20 protein-coding genes and 1 pseudogene are annotated in these 23532 nt (G+C 71.1%); 7 read left to right on the forward strand and 14 right to left on the reverse strand.

Translation table 11 applies throughout. The features are described from left to right. Positions 1 to 102: 102 nt before the first annotated feature. The 3 genes from QTQ03_RS19705 to QTQ03_RS19715 all read left to right on the forward strand — a co-directional run bounded on the left by QTQ03_RS19705 (position 103) and on the right by QTQ03_RS19715 (position 4211). Positions 103 to 1425, forward strand: coding sequence for a ParA family protein (locus QTQ03_RS19705; RefSeq protein WP_289279328.1), 1323 nt, complete (start codon positions 103 to 105; stop codon positions 1423 to 1425). 27 nt (positions 1426 to 1452) lie between these two features. Continuing rightward, positions 1453 to 2445: a ParB/RepB/Spo0J family partition protein gene (locus tag QTQ03_RS19710; protein WP_289279329.1), complete on the forward strand. Its 993-nt coding sequence runs from the start codon at positions 1453 to 1455 to the stop codon at positions 2443 to 2445. 713 nt (positions 2446 to 3158) lie between these two features. Continuing rightward, on the forward strand, positions 3159 to 4211 hold the full coding sequence (locus tag QTQ03_RS19715; RefSeq protein ID WP_502889787.1) for a hypothetical protein: 1053 nt from the start codon (positions 3159 to 3161) through the stop codon (positions 4209 to 4211). 76 nt (positions 4212 to 4287) lie between these two features. Here the strand turns inward: QTQ03_RS19715 and QTQ03_RS19720 are convergent, their stop codons facing one another. Both QTQ03_RS19720 and QTQ03_RS19725 read right to left on the reverse strand, forming a co-directional pair. After that, positions 4288 to 5268: a D-alanine--D-alanine ligase family protein gene (locus tag QTQ03_RS19720; RefSeq protein WP_289279330.1), complete on the reverse strand. Its 981-nt coding sequence runs from the start codon at positions 5266 to 5268 to the stop codon at positions 4288 to 4290. A 7-nt stretch (positions 5269 to 5275) separates the two neighbouring features. Further along, a complete protein-coding gene (locus QTQ03_RS19725; RefSeq protein WP_289279331.1) occupies positions 5276 to 6589 on the reverse strand; it encodes an aminotransferase-like domain-containing protein in 1314 nt (437 codons plus the stop codon). A gap of 290 nt (positions 6590 to 6879) precedes the next feature. Here QTQ03_RS19725 and QTQ03_RS19730 point away from each other — a divergent pair, with 290 nt between their 5' ends. After that, positions 6880 to 7545 carry a GNAT family N-acetyltransferase gene (locus tag QTQ03_RS19730; RefSeq protein ID WP_289279332.1) on the forward strand — a complete coding sequence of 222 codons (666 nt, stop codon included), beginning with the start codon at positions 6880 to 6882 and terminating at the stop codon, positions 7543 to 7545. Positions 7546 to 7553: 8 nt separating this feature from the next. Here QTQ03_RS19730 and QTQ03_RS19735 read toward each other — a convergent pair whose 3' ends face one another. The 7 genes from QTQ03_RS19735 to murJ form a co-directional block, all read right to left on the reverse strand. Next, positions 7554 to 8717 carry an N-acetylmuramoyl-L-alanine amidase gene (locus tag QTQ03_RS19735; protein ID WP_289279333.1) on the reverse strand — a complete coding sequence of 388 codons (1164 nt, stop codon included), beginning with the start codon at positions 8715 to 8717 and terminating at the stop codon, positions 7554 to 7556. Between the two features lie 151 nt (positions 8718 to 8868). After that, entirely contained in the window at positions 8869 to 9192 is a 324-nt protein-coding gene (gene trxA, locus QTQ03_RS19740; RefSeq protein WP_289279334.1) for a thioredoxin, read from the reverse strand. Between the two features lie 34 nt (positions 9193 to 9226). Further along, the gene (gene trxB, locus QTQ03_RS19745; RefSeq protein WP_289280906.1) at positions 9227 to 10180 is read right to left on the reverse strand and encodes a thioredoxin-disulfide reductase; all 954 of its coding nucleotides are present in this window, start codon (positions 10178 to 10180) and stop codon (positions 9227 to 9229) included. Between the two features lie 181 nt (positions 10181 to 10361). Further along, complete coding sequence (locus QTQ03_RS19750; RefSeq protein WP_289279335.1) at positions 10362 to 11300, reverse strand: RsmA family anti-sigma factor; 939 nt, start codon at positions 11298 to 11300, stop codon at positions 10362 to 10364. After that, on the reverse strand, positions 11297 to 12043 hold the full coding sequence (gene sigM / locus QTQ03_RS19755; protein WP_289279336.1) for an RNA polymerase sigma factor SigM: 747 nt from the start codon (positions 12041 to 12043) through the stop codon (positions 11297 to 11299). The genes QTQ03_RS19750 and sigM overlap by 4 nt, the downstream gene beginning before the upstream one ends. A gap of 43 nt (positions 12044 to 12086) precedes the next feature. Next, entirely contained in the window at positions 12087 to 13694 is a 1608-nt protein-coding gene (locus tag QTQ03_RS19760; RefSeq protein WP_289279337.1) for a protein kinase family protein, read from the reverse strand. Between the two features lie 455 nt (positions 13695 to 14149). Then, entirely contained in the window at positions 14150 to 15889 is a 1740-nt protein-coding gene (gene murJ / locus QTQ03_RS19765) for a murein biosynthesis integral membrane protein MurJ (protein ID WP_289279338.1), read from the reverse strand. Positions 15890 to 16151: 262 nt separating this feature from the next. On the opposite strand from murJ, the gene QTQ03_RS19770 reads away from it, so the two are divergent. Next, positions 16152 to 17615, forward strand: coding sequence for a CCA tRNA nucleotidyltransferase (locus QTQ03_RS19770; RefSeq protein ID WP_289279339.1), 1464 nt, complete (start codon positions 16152 to 16154; stop codon positions 17613 to 17615). A gap of 40 nt (positions 17616 to 17655) precedes the next feature. On the opposite strand, the gene QTQ03_RS19775 is transcribed toward QTQ03_RS19770, so the two are convergent. Together QTQ03_RS19775 and QTQ03_RS19780 are read right to left on the reverse strand one after the other, a co-directional pair. Continuing rightward, on the reverse strand, positions 17656 to 19167 hold the full coding sequence (locus QTQ03_RS19775; RefSeq protein WP_289279340.1) for a flotillin family protein: 1512 nt from the start codon (positions 19165 to 19167) through the stop codon (positions 17656 to 17658). A 91-nt stretch (positions 19168 to 19258) separates the two neighbouring features. Beyond that, positions 19259 to 19797, reverse strand: a pseudogene (locus QTQ03_RS19780) (NfeD family protein). A 29-nt stretch (positions 19798 to 19826) separates the two neighbouring features. On the opposite strand from QTQ03_RS19780, the gene QTQ03_RS19785 reads away from it, so the two are divergent. Beyond that, positions 19827 to 20315, forward strand: coding sequence for a methylated-DNA--[protein]-cysteine S-methyltransferase (locus QTQ03_RS19785; protein WP_289279341.1), 489 nt, complete (start codon positions 19827 to 19829; stop codon positions 20313 to 20315). Positions 20316 to 20448: 133 nt separating this feature from the next. On the opposite strand, the gene QTQ03_RS19790 is transcribed toward QTQ03_RS19785, so the two are convergent. Next, complete coding sequence (locus QTQ03_RS19790; RefSeq protein ID WP_289280907.1) at positions 20449 to 21528, reverse strand: inositol-3-phosphate synthase; 1080 nt, start codon at positions 21526 to 21528, stop codon at positions 20449 to 20451. A gap of 23 nt (positions 21529 to 21551) precedes the next feature. Then, positions 21552 to 22190, reverse strand: a complete 639-nt coding sequence (locus QTQ03_RS19795) for a PadR family transcriptional regulator (protein WP_289279342.1) — start codon at positions 22188 to 22190, stop codon at positions 21552 to 21554. A gap of 174 nt (positions 22191 to 22364) precedes the next feature. Between QTQ03_RS19795 and QTQ03_RS19800 the strand changes: the two genes are divergently transcribed. Beyond that, a complete protein-coding gene (locus QTQ03_RS19800; protein WP_289279343.1) occupies positions 22365 to 22820 on the forward strand; it encodes a DUF5318 domain-containing protein in 456 nt (151 codons plus the stop codon). A 139-nt stretch (positions 22821 to 22959) separates the two neighbouring features. Here the strand turns inward: QTQ03_RS19800 and QTQ03_RS30720 are convergent, their stop codons facing one another. Then, entirely contained in the window at positions 22960 to 23451 is a 492-nt protein-coding gene (locus QTQ03_RS30720; RefSeq protein WP_502889788.1) for a hypothetical protein, read from the reverse strand. Between the last annotated feature and the right edge of the window lie 81 nt (positions 23452 to 23532).

Genomic DNA, 23532 nt, shown 5'->3' on the forward strand with positions numbered 1-23532 from the left:
TCCCCGACCGCTTCCGCCGGGTCGCACGCTCCAGCGGCGCGAGCGCATGTGCGGCCCGTTGACGGGTGCCGACCGACCATCCGAAGCGGGCAGGGATGACAGGTGCATGACGACGGCAGGTACGACGATCCACAGGTGAATGGGGCGGTTGGTGATCCTGTTTCACGTGAAACCGACCACGACGGCTGGGCGGCGCACGGCGCGTTGACGAGCCCTTCCTCTGTCCGACCGGACGACGCCCCGACCAACCGGCGAGTGGCGCCGGCAACAGGCGTGGCGCGACCCGTGCCGCCGGCGGTGACGATGGCGCGGAGCGTGCCGGACGGAACCCGCGCCGGCAACGCGCCCGCCGTCGAGCGGGTGACGTCGACCCACGGCAACGCCGCTGTGGCCACCCGTTCCGAGGGGGCCGTGCCCCAACAGCCGGTGCCGGGTTCGGTGGTGGACGCCGGTCGGGTGACCGACACGACGGCGGATCGACCCGTGGCCTACGGGCAGGGTGAGGCCGAGGACACGTACGTTTCACGTGAAACTCCGATGCGCGAAGAGGATGATCCACCGTTGGCGATGGAAGCGATGCGTGCCGTGCAGATCCTGAATCCGAGCGGGGAGGTGACGATGCCCCGTCCCGACCGGACCCGGGTGATGTGCGTCGCGAACCAGAAGGGCGGGGTGGGAAAGACCACCACGACGGTGAACCTGGCAGTGGCGCTTGCCCTGCACGGGAATCGAGTGCTCGTGGTCGACCTCGACCCCCAGGGCAACGCCTCGACGGGGCTGAACGTCCCGCACCACACGGGGGTGCCGGACGTCTACGACTGCCTCATCAACAGCGTGCCGCTGGAGGACGTCGCCCAGACGGTCGAGGGCATCCCCAACCTGTGGTGCGTCCCTGCGACGATCGACCTCGCCGGTGCGGAGATCGAGCTGGTTTCCGTGGTAGCCCGGGAGTCCCGCCTGGCCCGGGCCATCACCGCGTACCCCGGTCACTTTGACTACGTCTTCATCGACTGTCCACCGTCGCTGGGCCTGCTCACGGTCAACGCGCTGGTGGCCGCGCAGGAGGTGCTCATCCCGATTCAGTGCGAGTACTACGCGCTGGAGGGGCTCAACCAGCTCATCAACAACATCAACCTGGTCCGTCAACACCTAAACCCGCGGCTGGACGTCTCGACCATCCTGCTCACCATGTACGACCGGCGCACGCGCCTGGCGGATGCGGTCGAGCAGGATGTCCGCAACCACTTCGGCGACAAGGTGCTTCAGGCGGTCATCCCGCGCAACGTCCGGGTTTCGGAGGCGCCCAGCTACGGCCAGTCCGTGATGACCTACGATCCCGGATCGCGGGGGGCGACGAGCTACTTCGAGGCCGCCCACGAGATCGCTGAGCGGGGCGTCACGGCGCCGGTGATCCGCAATGCGTAGCGCGGACGAATCGCGGGGAGGCGCGGTATGAAGAACCGTCCCAAGGGCGGTCTGGGTCGAGGGCTGGGTGCGCTCATCCCCACCGGACCGGCGACGACCAGCGCGTCCGATCCGACGGTGGGTGGCCCGCTGGTCGTGCCGGCAGACGTACCACCACCACCGCCCGTTGGCGGCCAGGACGGGGCCGCCCTGAGCCCGGTACCGGGCGCCCGCTTCGCCGAGATCCCGGTCGACGCGATCGTGCCGAATCCAAAACAGCCCCGGCAGGTCTTCGACGAGGACGCCCTGGCGGAGCTGAAGATCTCGATCCAGGAGGTCGGCTTCCTCCAGCCGATCGTCGTCCGACAGCTCGACGACGACACGTTCGAACTGGTCATGGGTGAGCGGCGCTGGCGGGCCGCGCAGGCGGTCGGCCGGGACAGCATCCCCGCGATCGTTCGGGACACTCGTGACGACGCGATGCTCCGGGACGCGTTGTTGGAGAACATCCACCGGGCCAATCTGAACCCGCTGGAGGAGGCAGCCGCGTACCAGCAACTTCTGGACGAGTTCGGTGCCACCCACGAGGAGTTGGCTCGCCGGATCGGGCGGAGTCGACCGCAGATATCCAACACCATCCGGCTGCTGAACCTCCCCGCCCAGGTACAGCGCCGCGTCGCCGCCGGAGTGCTCTCCGCCGGGCATGCTCGGGCGTTGCTGAGCCTCGACGACGCGGGGGCACAGGACCAACTCGCCCTGCGGATCGTCGCAGAGGGGCTTTCCGTCCGGGTGACCGAGGAGATCGTCGCACTGTCGCTCAGTGACGATGCCAGCCCGAAGGAGCCGGCCAAGCGTCGCCAGAAGCCGCACGCGCCCGCCCTGTCGGATCTCGCCGACCGGCTCGCCGATCGCTTCGATACCCGGGTGAAGGTTGACATCGGCCGGAGCAAAGGGAAGATCACGATCGAGTTCGCGACGGTCGACGACTTGGAGCGCATCGTGGGCATCATCGGGGTCGACAAAGAGGAGCCGGAGGCCTAATCCGGCACGGCACATTCGGCCGCGTGCGTCCCACTCGGGCCACGTAGCCGAGTTGTCTCCGGAGACTTGGCTACGCCCATTGGTGTCAAGGTGCCGGCCCGGTGGCGGTGCCGGACGGCGGACTGGCTGGTCGGATTGCTGGCTCGGTGTCGATCGGGCGGACCACCTGGGTGATCCGCCTTGGCGCGGGTTTCACGTGAAACGACGCCGGTTCGCTCGGGAGCCCCCGTTGCGCCAGTCGTGTCCCACCCAACCCCTGAGACCTGGACAGGCAGCCTGCGGCGAGCTGGCCATAGCCGACTGCGCTGCGCGCCGAGCCGATCCGGCTGGCCAACCCTGTGGGGACCGTGGCCTGACGCCTGGTCTGGCTGGACCAGGCGTCGCGGGCGCGGCGGCTTGCTCGGGAGTGGGGGCGATGACGGCACCCCGCGCACCAGCAGACGAAGGAGGTCCCGGGGAAGAGGGAGGGGCCGACAGGAGGGCGAGGGAGGGGCTGCCAATCGTTATCCACACCGGTTGTCCACAGGCCGCCCTGGTTTCACGTGAAACAGCACTCGAAATCCAGCGCTGACCTGTGGATGACGGCCCATGCTGGCGTCTCTGCGCCCTGTGGATATCGTTCGGCAACAGGGTGTGGTGCACCCAGGAGGCCGGCCGGATTGGTGGCGGAACAGGTAGGGACAGCAGTGCCGGAACCGGCTAGGGTCAGCGTCGTGCACGACACCCCTCCCTCCCTTCCGGACTTCACCCAATGGCCGTCCTTCCCCTTCGAGGGCGAACTTCGCGTCAAGAAACTCGACGATCCGGTCCTGATGGAGCCGCCCCGTCGGGGCGAGGGCCATCGGGAGTGCACCGCCTGTGCTGCCCCGGACGAGGCATACATCTGGGTGGGCGAGCGCTGGCGGGTGCGCGCGATGGACCGGCCCACCGGCCTGCCGATGGTGCTGATTCTCGAATCACGTTCGCATTTCGACCTCGGTGATCTGCCGAACCTGCTCGCCGCCGAACTCGGAGTCATGACGGTACGGCTCGAGCGGGCGATCCGGTCGCTGGACGGAGTAGCTCGGGTACACGTCAATCGGTGGGGCGACGGGTCGGCGCACCTGCACATGTGGTTCCTCGCCCGCCCGCACGGCCAGCTCCAACTGCGCGGAACCTTCCTCTCTCTGTGGGACTCGATCCTGCCCCCGATCGCCGAGTCGACGTGGCGGGAGAACCTGGCTCTGATCGCGGCCTGGCTGGCGGACTTCGGCGGGCGTCCGCTCGCCGAACCACCCCGCATCCAGTGGCAGGCACCCTCCAGCTTCAGCGCTGCCCCGGAAGCCACCGCCTCACCGGCCACCGATGAGGACGGGGCGTCGGTGATCGCTTCGGCCGAGGAGGCTCCCATCGACCCGCTCCCCGGCAGATCCGGGGACAGCGCCGGCGACCGAGCGGCCGACAGCACGGCCGTCGACGCGGCCGACTCGCCGACGGCCGAGGGTCGCGGTGGCATAGCGGCCGGCGCCACCGGTGCCGGGACGGTGGCCGGCGTCGACATCGCTGGCGGCGCGGCCGTCGAGCGGGCCGATATCCGGGTGTCCCGTGTTGCCGACGGCGAGGCGGACGCGGAGGGTCGGGCGGAGACAGACGCCGACGAGGCAACGGCCGAAGCTACCGACAGCGCCGACAGTCGGGCATCCGGCGTTGGTCGTGTGGCCGGCGACCGAGCAGAGAGTCGATCGTCGGGTGCCACCGGCGCCACCGGGACCGCCTCCGGTCGTTAGCGGGAAGCGCCCCGCAAATCTTGGCTGGGGCGGCTGTCGGGCCGACGGCCGCCGGATTTGTGGGGCGACGGCGGGCTCAGGTTCCGCGGGCGGCGGCGCGGGACACCAGGGAGCCGATCACCCGACCGAAGTCGAGGCCGGCTGCCTGCACTGCGAGCGGCAGCAGCGAGGTCTCCGTCATTCCGGGCGACACGTTCACCTCGAGGACGTGCGGTTGGCCGGCCTCGTCGACGATGAGGTCGACCCGGCTGAGGTCGCGCAGCCCGAGCGCGGTGTGGGCGGCGATGGCCACCTCGGCGACCGCATTGGCCACCTCGGGCGCCAGCCGCGCCGGGGTGTGCCAGGTGGTGCGGCCCGCGGTGTACCGGGCGGCGTAGTCGTACACGCCGTTGCGCGGCACGATCTCCACTGCCGGCAGCGCCTGCGGCCCGTCGCCCAGGTCGACCACGGAGACGGCCACGTCCATGCCGGGCACGTAGCGTTCCACCAGAGCCGTCGGGTCGTAGGCGAAACAACCCACCATGGCGGCCGGCAGCGACGCGTCGTCCCGGACCACGGCGGCGCCCAGGCCCGAGCCACCCTGGGCGGGTTTAACCATCAGCGGAAGGCCCAGCCGGTCGACGATCCGGTCCAGCACTGCCACCGCGCCCAACTCGGAGAAACGGTCGTGTGGGAGCGCCACCCAGTCTGGCGTGGGGATGCCGGCCTCACGGAGCACTGTCTTGGCCGACGGCTTGTCCCAGGCGAGCCGGGAGGCGCGGGCGTCGCAGCCGACGTACGGGACGTCGCAGAGGTCCAGCACACCCCGGAGCGAGCCGTCCTCGCCGGTGGCGCCGTGCAGGGCGATCACCACCGCGTCCGGCGGGTCGGCGGTGAGGGCGGGCAACAGGGCGATGTCGGCGTCCCGGAGCTCGGCATCCATACCGGCGGCGCGTAGCGCGTCCAGCACGCGACGGCCGGACCGGAGCGAGACGTCCCGTTCGTAGGAGAGGCCGCCGGCGAGCACCAGAACGTGCAGGTCGGTCACGACGGCGGGGTCGGCAGCGGTCGTACGCATGCCGGAATCATGCCAAGTCAGGTCCCGGTGCGTCCGAACCGGCCCCACCTCGGCGGGGCTCCGCCCGCCCCACCGCACCGAACACGCGGCGCATGGCGATGTCCTGCTCCATGACGCCGGCCAGTCGCCGAACACCCTCCCGGATCCGCTCGGGCGGCGGGAAGGAGAAGTTGAGCCGCATATGATCGGTGCCGGTGCCGTCGGCGTAGAAGCCGGTGCCGGGAACGTAGGCGACCCGGGCGGCGATCGCGCGCGGCATCATCGCCTTCGAGTCCATCCCGGCGGGTAGCGTCGCCCAGACGAAGAGGCCGCCGCCCGGGCGGGTCCACGTCGTACCGGCGGGCATCAGGTCCGCGAGAGCGTCGAGCATCGCGTCCCGCCGCTCGCGGTAGACCTCTCGGTAGATTTTGAGCTGCTCGCGCCACGGCATCGTGTCGAGGTAGGTGGCCACCGCCGCCTGAGCGTAGCCACTCGGGCAGAGGATCTGCGCCTCGCTGGCAATCACCAGTTTGTCGCGGACCGCGTGCGGCGCCAGGATCCAGCCCACCCGCAGCCCGGGGGCGAAGGTCTTGGAAAAGGTGCTGAGGTAGAAGATGCCGTCCCGGCGGCGGGCGCGCAGTGGCGCCGGGGCGGCACCGGAGAAACCGAGCTGGCCGTACGGGTCGTCCTCCACCACCAGCAGGCCGGCGCGTTCGCAGATGTCGAGCACCCGCTCCCGCCGCTGTTCGGCGAGCGTCACGCCGGTCGGGTTCTGGTAGGTGGGGATGGTGTAGAGGAACTTCACCCGGCGTCCGGCCCGCGCCTGCTCGGCGATGGCCGCCTCCAACGCCTCGGGGATCAGCCCGTCGTCGTCCATCGGGACGTGCGCGACCTGCGCCTGGGCAGCTTGGAACACCCCGAGGGCCCCGACGTACGTGGGGCCCTCGGCGAGGACCACGTCGCCCGGGTCGAGGAAGAGCCGAGCGACCAGGTCCAGCGCCTGCTGGCCACCGACGGTGACCACCACGTCGTCCGGGGAGGCGCCACAGGCGGCGTCGATGCCGGAGAGCGCCATCACCTCGCAGATCCGCTCGCGCAGCTCCGGGGTGCCCTGTCCGATGCCGTACTGGAGGGTCGTGGCGCCGTGGTCGGCGCCGAGCCGGCCGAGCATCTCACCGACCGCGTCCAGCGGAAGCGCGGCGATGTAGGGGGCGCCACCGGCGAGCGAGACCACCTCCGGCCGGCTGGCCACCGCGAAGAGCGCCCGGATCTCCGAGGCGGTCATGCCCCGGACACGCCGGGCGTAGCGGTCGGTGTAGTCGTCGAGCGTCGTGCCGGTCATACATCACCTCGGTGCGTGCTCGGGTGCCTCCCCCGCCCCGGGCGTACCCGGGACTCCGGCGACCATGGCGATCGGAACGCCGGATGCCGATTCTAGTCGCCGTGCACCAGGAACGTCGCCCGCCGGACGGTCAGGTCCACGTCCCGGACCGTCCGTCACCTCGAGGTGACGGTTTGCGCGTTCCCTCCCATGGCGTCCGCTGGCGGCGTACGATCGCTCGTCGGGGGCAGGTAGGCGGCGGTGTCGTTCTGCGCCGGTCCCACCTCCGAGCCTAGTGTGGGGGTGCGCCAATGTCGCGACGTCTGGTCAGCTTGACCCTCGACACCTTGGAGGATCTGCCTCGTCCCTGCCGGCGGTGCGTCTACTGGGAGCTTGATCCGGTTTCGGCGGACCGGGCCTTCGCCGCGGGCGACCCGGGGCTGGAGAAGGAGGCCTGGGTTTCGCAGACCCTGCTGGAATGGGGCTCGTGCGGCAAGCTGGTGTATGTCGACGGGATGCCGGCCGGTTTCGTGATGTACGCGCCGCCGGCGTACGTGCCGCGGTCGATGGCGTTCCCCACCTCCCCCGTGTCCGCCGACGCGGCGCTGCTGATGACGGCGAACGTGGTGGCCGCCTTCGCCGGTGGCGGGCTCGGCCGGATGCTCGTTCAGGGCGTCGCCCGGGATCTCACCAAGCGTGGCATCAAGGCGATCGAGGCGTTCGGCGACGCCAAGTTCGGCGACGCGGACGACGGTACTCGGGCCTGCGTCGCGCCGGCCGACTTCTTCCTGTCGGTGGGCTTCAAGACGGTCCGCCCGCATCCACGTTTTCCCCGCCTACGCCTGGAGCTGCGCACGGCGTTGAGCTGGAAGTCCGACGTCGAGTACGCGCTGGAGAAGCTACTCGGCTCGATGAGCCCGGAGACGCTGCTCCGGCCCGTCCGCCCCAGCCCGGCGACCCGCTCGACCTCCGGCTGACGAGCCGGTCAGTCGACCACGGTTCCCGCGGCCACCACCGCCCGCAGCTCGCTGACGTCGATCGAGCCGGTCGGGACGTCCCGCTCGACCGGGTAGTACATCCGCTGCACGGCGGCCACGATCGCCTCCACCACCCGGTCCCGGAAGCGGGGATCGACCAGCCGGGCCCGGTCCGAGGGCGAGGTCAGGTAGCCCACCTCCACGCGGACGGCCGGCATCCGGGTGAGCCGCAGGAGGTCCCACGCCTTCGCGTGGGTACGGCAGTCCCGCAGCCCGGTCCGAGCGACGATCTCCCGCTGCACGAGGCCGGCGAGTCGTTCCCCCGTCGCCGACGTGACGCCGTTGTCGGTGCCGTAATGGTACGTCGCCACGCCCTCGGCCGCCGGGTTGGTGTGACGGTCGAGATGTAGGGAGATGAACACGTCCGCGCCGAGTGAGTTTGCCAGCTGCGCCCGGTCGTCGTCGGGCAGGTACTCCCGCAGCGACGGGCCGCGGGTGAGCTGGACCCGTACCCCGACCGCAGCCAGCCGTCCCTCCAGTCGGCTGGCGAGGTCATGGACCAGGTCGGCCTCGGTCCAGCGGAGCGCGCCGTCGGGGACCACCGCACCGGGGTCGGTGCCACCGTGACCGGCGTCGACGACAACGGTCCGCCCGACGAGGGTGGGACCGGACTGCCGAATGGCGTCGCACTCGCGTAGCCACTGCGGCCGCCCGCCGACCACCTTGCGGCCGAGTCGGCGCAGCGCGTTCGTGGTGTGCGGACCACAGGTGCCGTCCGGAGTCAGACCCACCTCCCGCTGGAACTGGGCGACGGATCGGGAGGTTCGGACGCCGTAGATGGCGTCGGCCCGACCGACGTCGTACCCCATCTCCAGTAGGCGCTCCTGCAACGACCGCACGTCCTCGCCGGTGAGCGGCTCGGGAACGGCGTGGTAGAGAGTGCGGGCGCCGAGCCGCCAGCGGGCCGCGTCCAGGGCCCGCCAGGTCTCCGCGCCGACCCGACCGTCCACGCTCAGCCCGCGGGACTGCTGGAACGCCCGCACGGCCCGCTCGGTGTGGGCGTCGAACTGGTCGACGTCCGGTGCGGACGGCGAAAGCAGGTCGAGTCCGGCTAGCACCGTACGGATCTCGGTGACCGCGGGTCCTCGGTCACCGGGTCGGATCGGACGCACGCTCGACCCCCTCTGCACGGACGCTGGCTGGCCGGGCGGCCCCGGGGTTGAGGTTATGCGCTCGCCGTGCCTGAGGTGCGGCGGGCCAAGAAAATGACGCCTACCCCGCACCCGGCAACGCCGGGTGCGGGGTAGGCGGTGTGCGCGTCGCTCAGAGCGCCGACTGGATGAGCTTGACCAGCTCGCCCTTGGGCTTGGCGCCGGCGATCGACTGCACCGGCTCGCCGTTCTTGAAGACAGTGAGGGTCGGCACCGACATGACCCGGTAGGCGCGGGCGGTCTCCGGGTTCTCGTCGATGTTGAGCTTCACGATGGTGACCTGGTCACCCATCTCGCCGGCAATCTCCTCGAGCAGTGGCGACACCTTTCGGCATGGCCCGCACCACTCGGCCCAGAAGTCCACCAGAACTGGTTTGTCTGACTTGAGCACGTCGATCGCAAAGCTGGCATCGGTGACCGACTTGGTAGCTCCCACTACGACCCTCCTCGGGAAAGTGTGTCTCGGTTGGTCAGCTCTGGATCGTGGCGATGAAGCGCTCGGCGTCCAGGGCCGCGGCGCAGCCCGTCCCGGCGGCGGTGATCGCCTGCCGGTACGTGTGGTCGACCACGTCGCCGGCGGCGAACACACCCGGGATGCTGGTCCGGGTGCTGGGTGCCTCGACCTGCACGTACCCCTCGTCGTCCAGCTCCACCTGGCCGCGGAAGAGCTCGCTGCGGGGGTCGTGACCGATGGCCACGAAGACACCGGTGACGTCGAGCACCTTGGCCTCACCGGTGTGCACGTTGCGGAGGCGGACGCCGGAGACCTTGCCGTCGGCGCCGAGAATCTCCTCGACCATCGAGTTCCACTCGACCCTGATCTTCTCGTTGCTCAGCGCACGTTCCGCCATGATCTTGCTGGCCCGGAACGCGTCGCGGCGGTGGATGATCGTGACCGACTCGGCGAACCGGGTCAGGAAGCTGGCCTCCTCCATCGCCGAGTCACCACCACCGACGACGACGATGTGCTGGTTCCGGAAGAAGAATCCGTCGCAGGTGGCGCAGGAGGAGACGCCGTGGCCGAGATACTCCTGCTCGCCGGGTACGCCCAGCGGGCGCCAGGCGGATCCGGTGGCGAGAATGACTGCCCTGGTCCGGTAGGCGGTCTCGCCCACCCAGACGGTGCTGACCACGTCCGAGCCGACCTCGCCGGTGTCCTTGAGCTCGACCCGGGTGACGTCGTCGGTCAGGAACTCCGCACCGAACCGCTCGGCCTGCTTGCGTATGTTGTCCATCAGCTCGGGGCCCAGGATGCCGTCGGCGAAGCCGGGGAAATTCTCCACCTCGGTCGTCGTCATCAGCGCGCCGCCGGACTGCACGCCTTCGATGACCAGCGGCTTGAGGTTGGCGCGCGCGGCGTAGACCGCCGCGGTGTAGCCGGCCGGCCCGGAGCCGATGATGATCAGGTTGCGGACCTCGTCCACTGCCATCTCCCGATTTCTGTGTGTTCGCCATCGGCGCGTGCACCGATGGCGATCCGGTGCCGGTGCCCTCAGCCAGCGCCGGCAGCTGATGTGCAGAACGTCATCGACGAGCCGGGGATTCCCGAGCCGGTCATCCGGTGGGTCACGTCACGTCGCCGGGCAAAGCCTTACGACCGTGGCCTTACCCTACCCGCGCCCGGTAACGGTTGTCCGAGCCGGACCCCGGCAGGCCGCACTCCGGACCGCTGACCCAGGCCCAGCGTGCTCCGGTGCCGTCGGTGAACCACACGACCAGTGCCGGGTCGCCCCGGAAACGCGCGTAGTCGACCACGTCGACCACGAGCGGGCCGGCCCGGTGCTCGGCGCCGATCTCGGTGAGGCACCCGGTGAGCGCGGCAGAGTCCTCGAGCCGGTCCAGCCCCACCGGCCCGCCGACCCGACTGCTCTGCGCTTCCAGGCTGTCGGCGGGCGGAGCCGGACGCTCGCTGGAGAAACGCTGCGCCATCGTCGTGTTGTCCACCGTCTGCGGCGTGTAGTCGATGCCGGTACGCAGCGGTGGGGCGGCGGTGCGTACCGGGGGAGCGGCGGCCGGTGCCACCTCGTCGGTGGCCGCCAGCCCGGTGCCCGCGCTGCCGGTTCCCTGTTCACCGCCGAGCTGGTCCAGGCTGAGCAGGCCGGCGGTGGCCACGGCTACCGCGGCGAGCGCGACGGGGGCACCGATCCGCGTCCAGCGCCGGCGCCGGCGGCCCGGGCCGGTCGTCGGGGCCCCTCCCGATCGGGGTACGCCGCCGGGCCGCCGTGATCCGCCCTGCGGCTGGGCCGGCACGAGTGGACGCGGGTTCGGTTCGCCGGCCGACTCGACGTCGGGGGCCATCGCCAGGGCGGCGACGATCCGGTCGGTGACGTCGGTGGGCATCATCGTCGTCGGGCTGCCCCATGCCCGCAGGTCGGCACGCACCTTCGCGACGGCCGGGGCGAGCTCGGCGTACGCCTCGGCCCAGGCCGAGTCCTCGTCGACCAGGCGCGCGACGGTCTCCTCGTCCGGGGTGCCGTCCAGCACCCCGCCGAGGTAGTCGGCGAGCAGGTCGTGGTCGACCTCCCGATACCCCCCGGTCGTCACGAGTCCTCCAGATTGGTGTCGCGCCGGGAACGCCCCGACCCCGATCGGACGTCACCGACCGGCCCCGGGTTCCCGGGCGTGACGGTCGGCACGTTACCGCCGGCCCGGACCGGGCTGGCGGCAGCACTCGGCCGGAGGTGCCTCAGGGTCGATGCCAGGCGGGCCCGTCCACGGGCGCACCGGCTTTTCACCGTCCCCTCGGCCACCCCGAGGATCCGGGCCACCTCGGCGACGGGGTAGCCCTGCACGTCGACCAGGACCAGCGCGGCGCGCTGCTCCATCGGCAGGGCCGCCAGTGCCTGCCGGACCACCAGGGCGGTGTCGTGGTCGGGCGCGGGTGCGGTCGGCTCCACGCCCCCGGTCGTCGCGCCGCCCTCGGCGTCACGCACGCCATCGGGCAGCGGCACCGTCGGGTGCGCCCGCCGGCGTCGGATGCGGTCCAGACAGGCGTTCACCACGATCCGGTGCAGCCAGGTGGTCACCGCCGAGTCACCCCGGAACCGGCCGGCGGCGCGGTGGGCGGAGAGCAATGCGTCCTGGAGGGCGTCGGCGGCCTCCTCCCGGTCGCCGAGTGTCCGTAGCGCCACCGCCCAGAGGCGGTCCCGATGCCGGTGGAACAGCTCGGCGAAGGCATGCTGGTCGCCCGCCACGTGCGCGTGGAGCAGGTCGAGGTCGGACGGTGTCGGGGCGGACACCGGGCCGTCGTCGCCCGCCGGCGGCCCGGTCGTTTCGTGGGCCGCCATCACGTCGTCCGGTGGAGGTGGGGCCCGGTGTCTGGCCGGGGGCTCACGACCCCTGGACCGTGATCTCCTGCACACCGATCTTGAAGCCGCCGTTGCTCGGCGGCAGCTCGGTGAGCCAGAACAGCAGGTAGCGGTACTTCGCGTCGGCGTTGAAGGCGTTGAAGGTCATCGTGGTGCCTCCGTCCTCCAGCGGCTCGCCGATCCGCTTCTTGGAATACTCCTCGAAGAGCGCCTCGTCCCCCGGGCCGGACGACGGGTGGTCGTTGGCCCCGGTGAACAACTCGGCGGAGGCGCCCCGAGCTGAAAGCTCGACCTGCAACGACTTAACGGTGCGAGGCTCACCAAGGTCGATCCAGATGCCCATGCCGCGCTTGAAGTTGCCGCCGAAGTCCCCCTTGTTCCGATAGGTCTGAGTCTCCCAGCCCTCGTCCTCGCTGCCGTCGAACACCTTCTCGGCGTCCCGGACCTCGGCGCGGTTGCCATCCGGATCGATGATCTTGGCAGCGCTGATCTTCAGCGGACCGGCTGCCACGGCAGCCGGGGTCGGCTCACCGCCCGGGGCGCTGGCGGTGGGGACAGTGGCCGAGTTGCGCTGGCGGTCCGGGTCTTCACCGCTCCCCAGCGCGCTGATGCCGACCAGCAGGCCGACCAGCGCGACGGCGAGGATACCGGCGATCCCGATGGCGACCTTCCGTCCGCCCGCCGCAGCCAGCGGGGACGGCTCCTCCTCGGTCTCGGCGGCGAAGCGCAGCGGGCCAGCGTTGTCCAGGAAGTGCTCGTCGGCCGGTACGTCCAGCCGGGCGAGTTCCGCCGCCAGCACGTCCGACGGTGGGGGCGCGATGTCGGCATCCAACAGGTCCATCGTGAGGTCGTCCAGATACGCCGGAACGCCGGCCCGGACCTGCCGCGGCGCGGCGATCACCCCGTTGGCGTCCCGGAGGGCGTCGGGGATCGCGGCCCGGCCGTGGCCGGCGGTGGCGCCGCGTAGCGGGGCCTCGGTGTGCGGCCAGTGACCGGTCAGGGCGAAGTAGAGGACCCCACCGATCGCTCGGACGTCACTGGCCTGGCTGTCGTCCCCATCGGTGCGCGCGTCCGCGAGCACCACTCGGCCGTCGTCGCTGATCATGACCGTGCCGGGGTGGACGTTGCCGTGCACCATCCCGGTGGCGTGCACTGCGGCGAGCGCGCTGGCCACGGCGTTGCCGACGGCGGTGGCGCGGGCCGGATCCAGCGGTTCCTCGGCGACCAACTCGCGCAGCGACCGCCCATCGACCCACTCCCGGACGACGTACGCCCGTTCGCCCTCGTCGATCGCGTCGTAGACTCCGACGAGGTTGGGGTGAATGACCCGGCTGGCCGCGACGGCGGCCTGAAGCATCTCGGTGGCGGAGTCGCCACCCGGGTAGCGCAGCACCACCGCGACGGGACGGCGCAGCACGACGTCAACCCCGCGCCAGACCAGGCGGCCGGCGCTGTCGTTGTTGATGTGCTCGACGAGTTCGTACCGCTCGGCTAGGACCTCACCGGCCGTCGGAGCACCGAAGGTCATGACCGGCGGAGTATTTTCGTCCGCCTCCTGACCCCCGCCGACCTGGGTCACCCGTCCTCCCTCGGTGATCGTGTCGATCGATGGACCCGCGCTGCTGGGCATTGTGGCTTCCGCTCTGCTTTCCAAGGAACCGGCCGACCGGTGTTGGCGCGAGCGCCGGCGCCCGCCGTACCCGTCCAGAGCGACCTTACCCGGGTTGACTGGCTTCACGACATGTCAACTTCCCGCCGTACCGGTCAAGCCTGCCGGCGGCTGGGCGATTCGTCCGGTTACCGCCACCGTCATCCGCGTTGCTGGCACCTGTACTAGCCAATCTAGAGGTCGACCGCAAATGGTCGCCGGAGGGGCCGGGCCTGGAGTGGCGGGCCGCGCCGACGGTGGACCGACTTCCCGGCCCACCGTCGGCCATGCTCAGCCGTCCGGTTGGTTATCCACAGGCCGATCCGGTCAGTGAGCGCTGAATCACGGAGTTATCCACAGCCGTATCCCCAGGCTGGTGATCCTCGTTCACCCAGCGTGCAGTCCATCCGTCGCCCACGTGGTCCGGCGGGCGACGCTCAGCGGCCGAGCCGACGACGGACCATGCCGACCACCTCAGTGATCTCACCGATCCGGAGCAGCATCGCGAGCCCGAGGTAGCTGCCGCCGATGGCGCCACCGCCGATCACCAGTTGGACGACGGCCTGCAGCCGCGTCGGCGTGTCGCCACCCGGCAGGAGGGCCACCACGAGCAGACCGGCCAGCGCCGCACCGCCGGCGGCGACCGACACCCTACCCAGCGTGTTCACGATGGCACCGAGCCCGATCCGGCCGACACGAGGGCGGAGCAGCCAGGCCGAGACCACGGCGGCCGTCAGGTAGGACACCGCGTTGCCGATCATCATCCCGGACGCGGCGAAGCTGGCCGAGAAGGCCACGAAGAGGCCGACCTGCACCAGCGCCCGCAGCACGACGACCGGGATGTTGACCAGCGCCGGCGTGCGGGTGTCCGGCAGGGCGTAGAACGCGAAGGTGAACAGCTGACTGATCGCGAACGGCACCAAAGCGATGGCTGCGAAGACCAGCACCGGTGCGGTGGCCTGGGCATTCTCCGCCTTGAAGGCGCCGTACCGGAACAGGGTGAAGGAGATCGGCGTGGCCAGCACCGCGTAGCAGACGGCGATCGGGGCGAGTACCGCCGACACGGTGCGGGTCCCGCGGGACAGGTCGGCGGCCAGGTCGCCGAACCGGCCATCGGCGGCGGCGGCGCTCATCCTCGGCATCAGCGCGGTGATGATCGAGACGGCGATGATCCCATGCGCCATCATCAGCAGCAGGAACACGTTGTTGTAGATCAGCGGACCGGCCGCCGTGCCGCTCGTGCGGCTGAGCAGGTTGAACACCACGATGAGGCCGACCTGGCTGACCGCGACGTAGCAGAACATCCACCCGCCGAGCCGGGCCAGCTCACCCAGGCCGAGCGTGCCGAAGTCGAAACGGAACCGCCACCGGAAGCCCACCTTCCGCAGCGCGGGAAGCAGTCCTGCCGCCTGTACCGCCACGCCGAGCAGCGTGCCGCCGCCGATCAGCAGGATGCGGCCGGGGGTCATGTCGCCCGGCGCCAGGCGGTCCGTGGTGAAGACGGCGATGTAGAGGCCGGCGGTCGCGATCACCACGATGTTGTTGAGAATCGGGGCCCACATCGGGGCCGCGAAGTGGCCACGGGTGTTGAGCACCGCGCTGATCAGCGCGCTGAGACCGGTGAAGAAGATCATCGGCAGCATCAGGCGGGCCCACGCGGTGACCAGGTCGCGATAGTCCTGGCTCGACTGGTCGCTGGCGTAGAGCCAGGTCAGGACCGGCGCGAGGGCGACCGCGAGGACGGCCGCCGCGCCCAGGGCCAGCACCGCGAGGGTCAGCAGCCGCTGGGTGTACGCCTGACCGCCGTCCGGGTCGGACTTCCGCCGCCGGACCAACACCGGGATCAGGACGCTGGTGAGGATTCCGCCGAGCAGGAACTCGTAGACCATCCCGGGGAGGATCTGAGCGGTGGTGTACGCGTCACCGATGGCCGAACCGAGCGCCGCGGTGATCGCGAGGGTCCGCAGAAAGCCCGTACCCCGGCTCACCAGGCTGCCGACCGCCATCACCGCGCTGTTCGTCGCGGCGCTGGCCTCCGCGACCACCTCCTGCGGAGGAGCGCCGGCCTCGGCGGCCGGCTGGTTCAGCGGTTCGGCCGAGATGAAGGTCGCGTCGTCGCCCGGCGGTCGGCCGCCGCCACCCTGCGCGTTCGCGCTGCGGTAGAGCCGGCCGCTCATCGTTGTCGCCTCCATGGGGTGCGTCGGGGCTCGCCACAGACCTTAGGGCCTGCATCGACGTCGCGGCCCGGCCGCGTCGGACCCGGGCGACGACCGGTGGCGTTGGTGACCGGTCGGATACGCCGGAATCCGGACCTGTCACCGCCCGCCGGATCGCCGTTCGAGTTCGCCGCAGGGTACGACACCGACACTAGTCAACCGCCCGTCGTTACCCGCGCCCGGCGGACGCGATGCCTGGCCGGCCCGATAGGCTGGCCATCCCATGTCCGACGCCGCCTCCGCACCGTACGCCGCCGACCGCCGTGAGCTCACCGCCGCGCAGCGCAACGCCGTCGCCGAACTACTCCGCGTCTCCCCGGTCGCCGACGAGTTGGGCCGCCGGTTCGTGAAGGCCGGACACGAACTGCACCTGGTGGGAGGTTCGGTCCGGGACGCCCTGCTCGGTCGCCTCGGCGACGACCTCGACTTCTGCACCGACGCGCACCCGGACGAGACGCTACGGATCGTCCGGGGTTGGGCCGAGTCGATCTGGGAGACCGGTCGGGAGTTCGGCACCATCGGCGTCCAGCGCGACGGCCTCCGCCTGGAGATCACGACCTTCCGCGCCGAGGTGTACGACCAGGTCACCCGTAACCCGGTGGTCGAGTACGGCACCGACCTGACCGAGGACCTGAAGCGGCGCGACTTCACCATCAACGCGATGGCCGTCAGCCTGCCCGAGCACCGGTTCACCGATCCGTACGGCGGCCTGGACGACCTCGCGGCCAAGGTGATCCGTACCCCCGCCGCTCCACACGAGTCGTTCCGGGACGACCCGCTGCGGATGCTGCGGGCGGCCCGGTTCGCCGCGCAACTGCGGTTCGCGGTGCATCAGGACGTGCGGGCGGCGATGACCCGGATGGCCGCCGACCTGGACCGGATCACCGCGGAGCGGATCCGCGACGAGTTCACCAAACTGCTCTGCGGGGCCGACCCGGTCACCGGCCTGCGGCTGCTGGTCGACACCGGATTGGCCGAACGTTTCCTGCCCGAGCTGACCGGGCTCAAGCTGGAGATCGACGAGCACGCCCAGCACAAGGACGTCTACGAGCACACGCTGACCGTGGTGAGTAACGCCGTGGCCCAGGAGGACGACGGCTGCGACTTCATCCTGCGGATGGCCGCGCTGATGCACGACGTCGGCAAACCGGCGACCAAGGCGGTCGGGCCGGACGGCCGGGTCAGCTTCCACCACCACGAGGTGGTCGGTGCCCGGCTGACCAGGGCCCGGATGAAGGCGCTGCGCTACCCCAAGGACGTGACCGCGAAGGTGACCGCCCTGGTCGCCCTGCATCTGCGCTTCTACGGGTACGGCCGGGGCGAGTGGACCGACTCGGCGGTGCGCCGGTACGTCGCCGACGCCGGCGACCTGCTGCCCCGGCTGCACAAGCTGACCCGGTCCGACTGCACCACCCGCAACCGGCGTAAAGCGGCGCAGCTTGCCGCCGACTACGACGCGTTGGAGGAGCGGATCGCCCGGATCGCCGCCGAGGAGGATCTGGCGCGGGTTCGTCCCGATCTGGACGGCAACGCGATCATGGAGCTGCTCGGCGTCCCGCCGGGGCCCGTCGTCGGGCGTGCCTGGAAGCACCTCAAGGAGCTGCGCCTGGAGCGTGGCCCGCTGGAGCGGGACGAGGCCGAGGCGGAACTGCTGCGCTGGGCCCGTGAACAGGGGGGCGCCGGGTAGTCGTGGTGTGGGGCGCCACCGGGGTGGCGCCCCACGACGGTCAGCGGGTCTCGGCGTCCTCGACCGCCGGCTGGCCGTTCGATGCGGAACCGGTCGAGGCGGCCAGCCGGGCGAGCAGGCCGGCCAGGTCGATGCCGGTGAGGTCGCTGCCGAGCTGGAGGCCCTGCGCCACGTTGCCGGCGACCGACTTGGTCAGCGACGACGCACCGTCGGTGGAGATCACGGTCATCTTGTCGATCGCACCGATCGGTGCGCTGGCCGCCTCGACGACCTGCGGTAGCACCTTGACCAGCAGGTCCAGCACGGCCGCCTCGCCGTACGCGGCGAACGCCTCCGCCTTGCGCGCCATCGCGTCCGCCTCGGCCTGCCCCCGCGCCAGGATGGTCTCCGCCTCGGCCTGGCCCTCCCGCTCGACCGCCTCGGCGATCGCCGACCGACGGCGCTGCTCGGCCTCACCCTCCTTGGCGCCCTCGACGGCGTTCGCCTCGGCGAGCGCGGCCCGCCGGGCCCGCTCGCCCTCACCGGTGAGCCGCGCCTGCTCGGCGGAGGCCTGGGCGGCGGCGATGACAGCCTGGCGTTGGGCGTCGGCGTTCAGCACGGCGGCGTTGCGCGCGGCCTCGGCCTCCTGCTCGACCTTGTACCGGGCGGCGTCGGCCGGCTTGCGCACCTCGGTGTCCAGCTGACGCTGCTTGAGTTCGGCGTTGCGCTCGGCGACCTTCTGCTGCTCGGAGACGATCGCCTGGTCCCGCTCGGCCTGTGCGAGCGGGCCGGCCGCCGCCGACCTGGCCTTGGCGTCGTCGATCTCGGCCTGGATGCCGGCCTGCTTGAGGGCGAGGTTCCGGTTGGCCTCGGCGATCGCCTCCTCGGCCAGCAGCCGCTCCTGCTCGGCCGCCTGCCGGGCGCGTGCCTCGGCGATCGCCGCGTCCTTGAGCACCCGCGCGGCCTCCGGCCGGCCCAGGTCCTGCAGGTACGACCCCTCGGCCAGGATGTCCTGGAGCTGGAACGTGTCGAGCACCAGCCCCTGGTTGGTCATCGAGTGCTCGGCCTCCTCCGCCACCGCGCTGGCGAAGGCCGCCCGGTCCCGGATGACCTCCTCGACCGTGAGCCGGCCGACGATCGAGCGCAGTGCGCCGGCCAGCACCTCACGGGTGAAGTCCTCGATCTCGTCCTGCTGGTGCAGGAAGCGCTGGGCGGCCGCCCGGATCGAGTCCTCGGTGCCACCGACCTTGACGATGGCCACGCCGTGCAGGTCGGTGCGGATGCCCTGCTTGCTCACCGCGCCCTTGATACCCACGTCGATCCGGCGGCTGGACAGGTCGAGCGACTGGAGCTTCTGCACCACCGGCAGCACGAAGACCGAGGCACCGAGCACCACTTTCTGGCCCGACATGTCGGTCGACCGGCCGCCGTCGGCGGTCCGCGTGGTGCGACCCTTGCGGCCGGTGACGATGAACGCCTCGTTGGGCCCGGCGACCTTGATCCTGGAGAGCACGAACAGCACGAGGACGAGGAAGAACAGTGCGGCGCCGGCGATGGCGATGGCGATGAGCATGGGGTGGGCCCTTCTGGCGACGGTGGAGCCGAGGCATCGGCGGTCTGCGGGCGCCTCGATGGTGGACTGGGCGATGGGATGGGCGGACGCGTCAGTAGGCCTCGACGTGCACGCTCGTGTCGGTGAGTGCCTCGACCACGAAGATCTGGGCACCCGCCGGGATCGGCCGATCGGCACGGGCGCTGAACTTCACCGGCGTTCCAGCGACGCGGACGCGGACTTCGCCGTACCCGTCGGTGGGCACCGGGGTGACGACCACGCCGAGCGCGCCGGCCACGTCGCCGCGGGTGGGCGTGGGATCGGTGGGCATGTCGCGGGCCGCCCGACCCAGGCGGGACGCGACCCACGCGGTGGGCACGGCCGCGAGGACGCCGCCGACGACCGCCAGCGCCACCATCCCGGGGTACGCGCACCGAGCAGCTCGTTGACGATGGCGCCGCCGAAGCCGAACGCGCTGGCGAACCCGGCGACCGCCTCGGTCGACACCGGGCCGTCGACGTCCGGCTGACCGAGCTGGAACAGCTCGCCGCCGACCAGGGCGAGTAGCAGCACCGCGACACCGACGGCGCCGACGACAAGGAAGATCACAGTCCCCGCGGCCACGTCCCGAACGGTATCGGCGTCGCGCAAGGTGTCGTACCGGCGGGGACAATGGGTGGATGCGCTGGACCGTGCTCGACTCACCCATCGGCGAGTTCTCCGTGGCCACCGACGGCGCGGCGGTGTGTGAGGCACACTTCGGCCGGATCGCCGGCGCCGGTGAGCAGCCGGCGGACGCGCTGGCCGGGCGGGCCGTCGCGGAGTTGCGGGCGTACTTCGCCGGTGAGTTGACCGCCTTCGTCGTGCCGGTGCGCGTCCCCCGGGGGTCGGAGTTCGAGCGGGCCGTGTGGCGGGAGATGACCACCATCCCGTACGGGGAGACGCTCACCTACGGCGAGGTGGCTCGTCGGCTCGGTGACGTCTCGGCGGCGCGGGCGGTCGGGGTGGCGTGCAACCGCAACCCGGTGCCGGTCATCGTGCCCTGTCACCGGATCGTCGGGGCGGGCGGGAAGCTGGTCGGCTTCGGCGGTGGGCTCGACCGTAAGGCGAGGTTGCTGGAGTTGGAGGCCGGTGTCGCCCTTCGGCGTGCCTGGTCTCCGTCGGGCTAGCTGCCTGCATGTCGGAGACCACGCCGGCGAGGGAGACCGGCCCAGCTGACGGCGGGGTAGCCGAGGACCGGGCCGGGAGACGGCGAGGGCCGGGTCCACGCGGACCCGGCCCATCGATGGTTGGTTCGTCCGGTCAGCGGTCTGCCTCGCCGGCGATGAACGCCTCGACGGCGGCGTGCGCGTCGTGGTCGGCGTGCTGCACCGGCGGGGACTTCATGAAGTACGAGGAGGCGGAGAGGATCGGGCCACCGATCTTCCGGTCCAGAGCGATCTTCGCGGCGCGGATCGCGTCGATGATGACGCCGGCCGAGTTCGGCGAGTCCCAGACCTCGAGCTTCAGCTCGGCGTTCAGCGGGGCGTCACCGAAGGAGCGACCCTCCAGGCGGATGTACGCCCACTTGCGGTCGTCCAGCCACGGCACGTGGTCCGACGGGCCGATGTGCACGTCGCTCTTGGCCATCTCGTGCGGCACCTGGGAGGTCACCGACTGGGTCTTCGAGATCTTCTTCGAGATCAGGCGGTTGCGCTCCAGCATGTTCATGAAGTCCATGTTGCCGCCGAAGTTGAGCTGGTACGTGCGCAGCAGCTCGACGCCGCGGTCCTCGAAGAGCTTCGCCAGGGCGCGGTGCACGATCGTGGCGCCGACCTGGCTCTTGATGTCGTCGCCGACAATCGGCAGACCCGCGTCGGTGAACTTCTTCGCCCACTCCGGGTTGGAGGCGATGAACACCGGCAGGGCGTTGACGAACGCGCAACCCGCGTCGATCGCCGCCTGGGCGTAGAACTTGTCGGCCAGCTCGGAGCCGACCGGCAGGTACGACACGACCACGTCGACCTGGGCGTCGCGCAGCGCCTGGGCCACGTTGACCGGCTCGGCGTCCGACTCCTCGATGATCTCGCGGTAGTACTGCCCGAGACCGTCGAAGGTCGGGCCGCGCTGCACGGTGACGCCGGTCGGCGGCACGTCGCAGAGCTTGATGGTGTTGTTCTCGCTGGCGACGATCGCTTCCGCGAGATCCATGCCCACCTTCTTGGCGTCCACGTCGAACGCCGCGACGAACTTCACGTCCGAGACGTGGTAGTCGCCGAAGGTGACGTGCATGAGACCCGGGACGCGGTCGTTCGGGTCGGCATTCCGGTAGTACTCCACGCCCTGTACGAGGGACGAGGCGCAGTTCCCCACACCGACGATGGCGACGCGGACGGAGCCCATAGCGTCTGCCTCCTTCTTCTTCATCACGGCCGCTCTTTCCTGGACTCTCCAGGCGGAGGCGGGCTGTTGTTGTCTCGTCGGCCGCCGGCCGTCCCGGTGTCCGGGACTGTCGGGGCACGGCCGGAGCGCTCGTTGGCGATGAGCTCCTCCAGCCAGCGGACCTCACGCTCACAGGCCTCCAGGCCGTGGCGTTGCAGCTCCAGGGTGTACGCGTCGAGGCGCTCGGCCGCGCGGCCGAGCACGTCGCGGAGCCCTTCGCGACGCTCCTCGATCTTGCGTCGGCGACCCTCCAGGATGCGTAGTCGGGTCGCCTGATCGGTCCGGGCGAAGAACGCGAAGTGCACGCCGAAGCCCGTGTCGTCATATGTCTCGGGCCCGGCCTGTGCGATGAGTTGGGCGAAGCGTTCCTTGCCCTCCGCGGTGATTTTGTAGACCACCCGACCTCGTCGGCTGGTCAGCGCGGGAACCTCCTCCGCGGTGGCGGGTGTCTCGGCGGCTTCGGTGATCCAACCCGCCGCCTGTAACCGGCGCAGGGTCGGGTAGAGCGAGCCGTAGCTGATCGCCGCCCGGATGGCACCGAGCTTCGCGATCAGCTCCTTGCGCAGCTCGTAGCCGTGCATCGGAGCTTCCTGCAGCAGGCCAAGGATGGCGAGTTCGAGCATCGGCCACCCTCCCTTTACCCTGTCCACGAAGCGCTAACCGCTGCGATGTATCGGACCGATACATCGCACGCTAGCGGATCACCATGGCCAGGGCAAACCCTCGCTCAGGGATGTCGTGGTTACGTAACGTGACCATGGTCGCCTCGCCGGACGAGACCGCGTACCCTTCTCCGCATGCGTACGCAGCGCCAGGTCGTCGACTACTCGCTCCGGAAGCGAGCGGTGCTGCGTGAGCTTCTCGCCGGGCGGGTCGGCACGTACGACGTCTGCGATGCGTCGCCTTACCTGAAGAACGCGGCTCGGTTTCACGGCGAACCGACCGACCAGCGGTGCCCGATCTGCCGGAGTGAGAATCTGACCCACGTCCACTACATCTACGGGGACGAACTCAAACAGTCCGCCGGTCAGGCCCGTACGCTGGCGGAGCTGCGCGTGCTGGCGATGACGCTGCGTGAGTTCCAGGTGTTCGTGGTAGAGGTGTGCCTCGGCTGTGACTGGAACCATCTCGTCGAGCAGCATCTGCTCGGGCGGGACAGGCTGGCCGAGGCAGGGCCGGACCAGAGCGCGGTTGGCGTCGTGGCCGCCGCGGGCGGCCCGACCGGGCGGCGGAGGCGAGAGGCGCAACGGTGATCCCAGCTCGATCGGCCGACTCGGGCCAGCGTGCGTGCGTCCGGGAGGACCGACGGCTCGTTGGTCTGGTTGGCCCGATTGATTCGCAACTGACACCGGCCGTCCGGCGTCCCCGTGCCGAGGTGACGGGTGTCTCAACTCACGGCAACCCGGTGGTGGCGCGGTCGCGCTCCACCGCGACCGGCAGGGTGTGACGAATGAACTCGTACGGCGATCCCAGTTCCCCCAACGGGCGGGCCCGGATTCCGGGCCGGCACGGCGACCCCGGGCAGGCCGACGACGCGTACGGCTTCCCGGGTGGCGAGGGGCGCGGCCGGGCGGCCGCGCCGGAGGGAACGGCATCCGCGGGCCGCGCCTCGGTGCCTCCCCGGGGTGCCGGCTCCGGCGGCCGGGCCGCCGTCGGCGGCCCGGCGTCCGTACCCCCGCGTGGTGCCTCCGGCTCGGCGGCGGTGGGGCGGTCCGGCCGGGCCTCGGTGCCGGTCTCGCCCGCACCCGGTGGGTCGGCCGGACGCGCGTCCGTCGGCACCGCCGCGGTGGGCGCGGCGTCCGTCGGTGCCGCGTCCGCCGGCCGGGCGCGGGTCGGCTCGGTGCCGGTCGGCGGCCGCGCCTCGGTGGCGCGGGCCGGCGTCACGCCGGTCTCCGGCAGGCCGGGTGGCCCCGGAGGGCCGGGTGGACCGACGGGACGGGTCGGTCCCGGGCGCCGCGGTCCAGG

Origin of the sequence: Micromonospora sp. WMMA1363 (genome assembly GCF_030345795.1) — a bacterium.
Taxonomy (GTDB): Bacteria; Actinomycetota; Actinomycetes; order Mycobacteriales; family Micromonosporaceae; genus Micromonospora.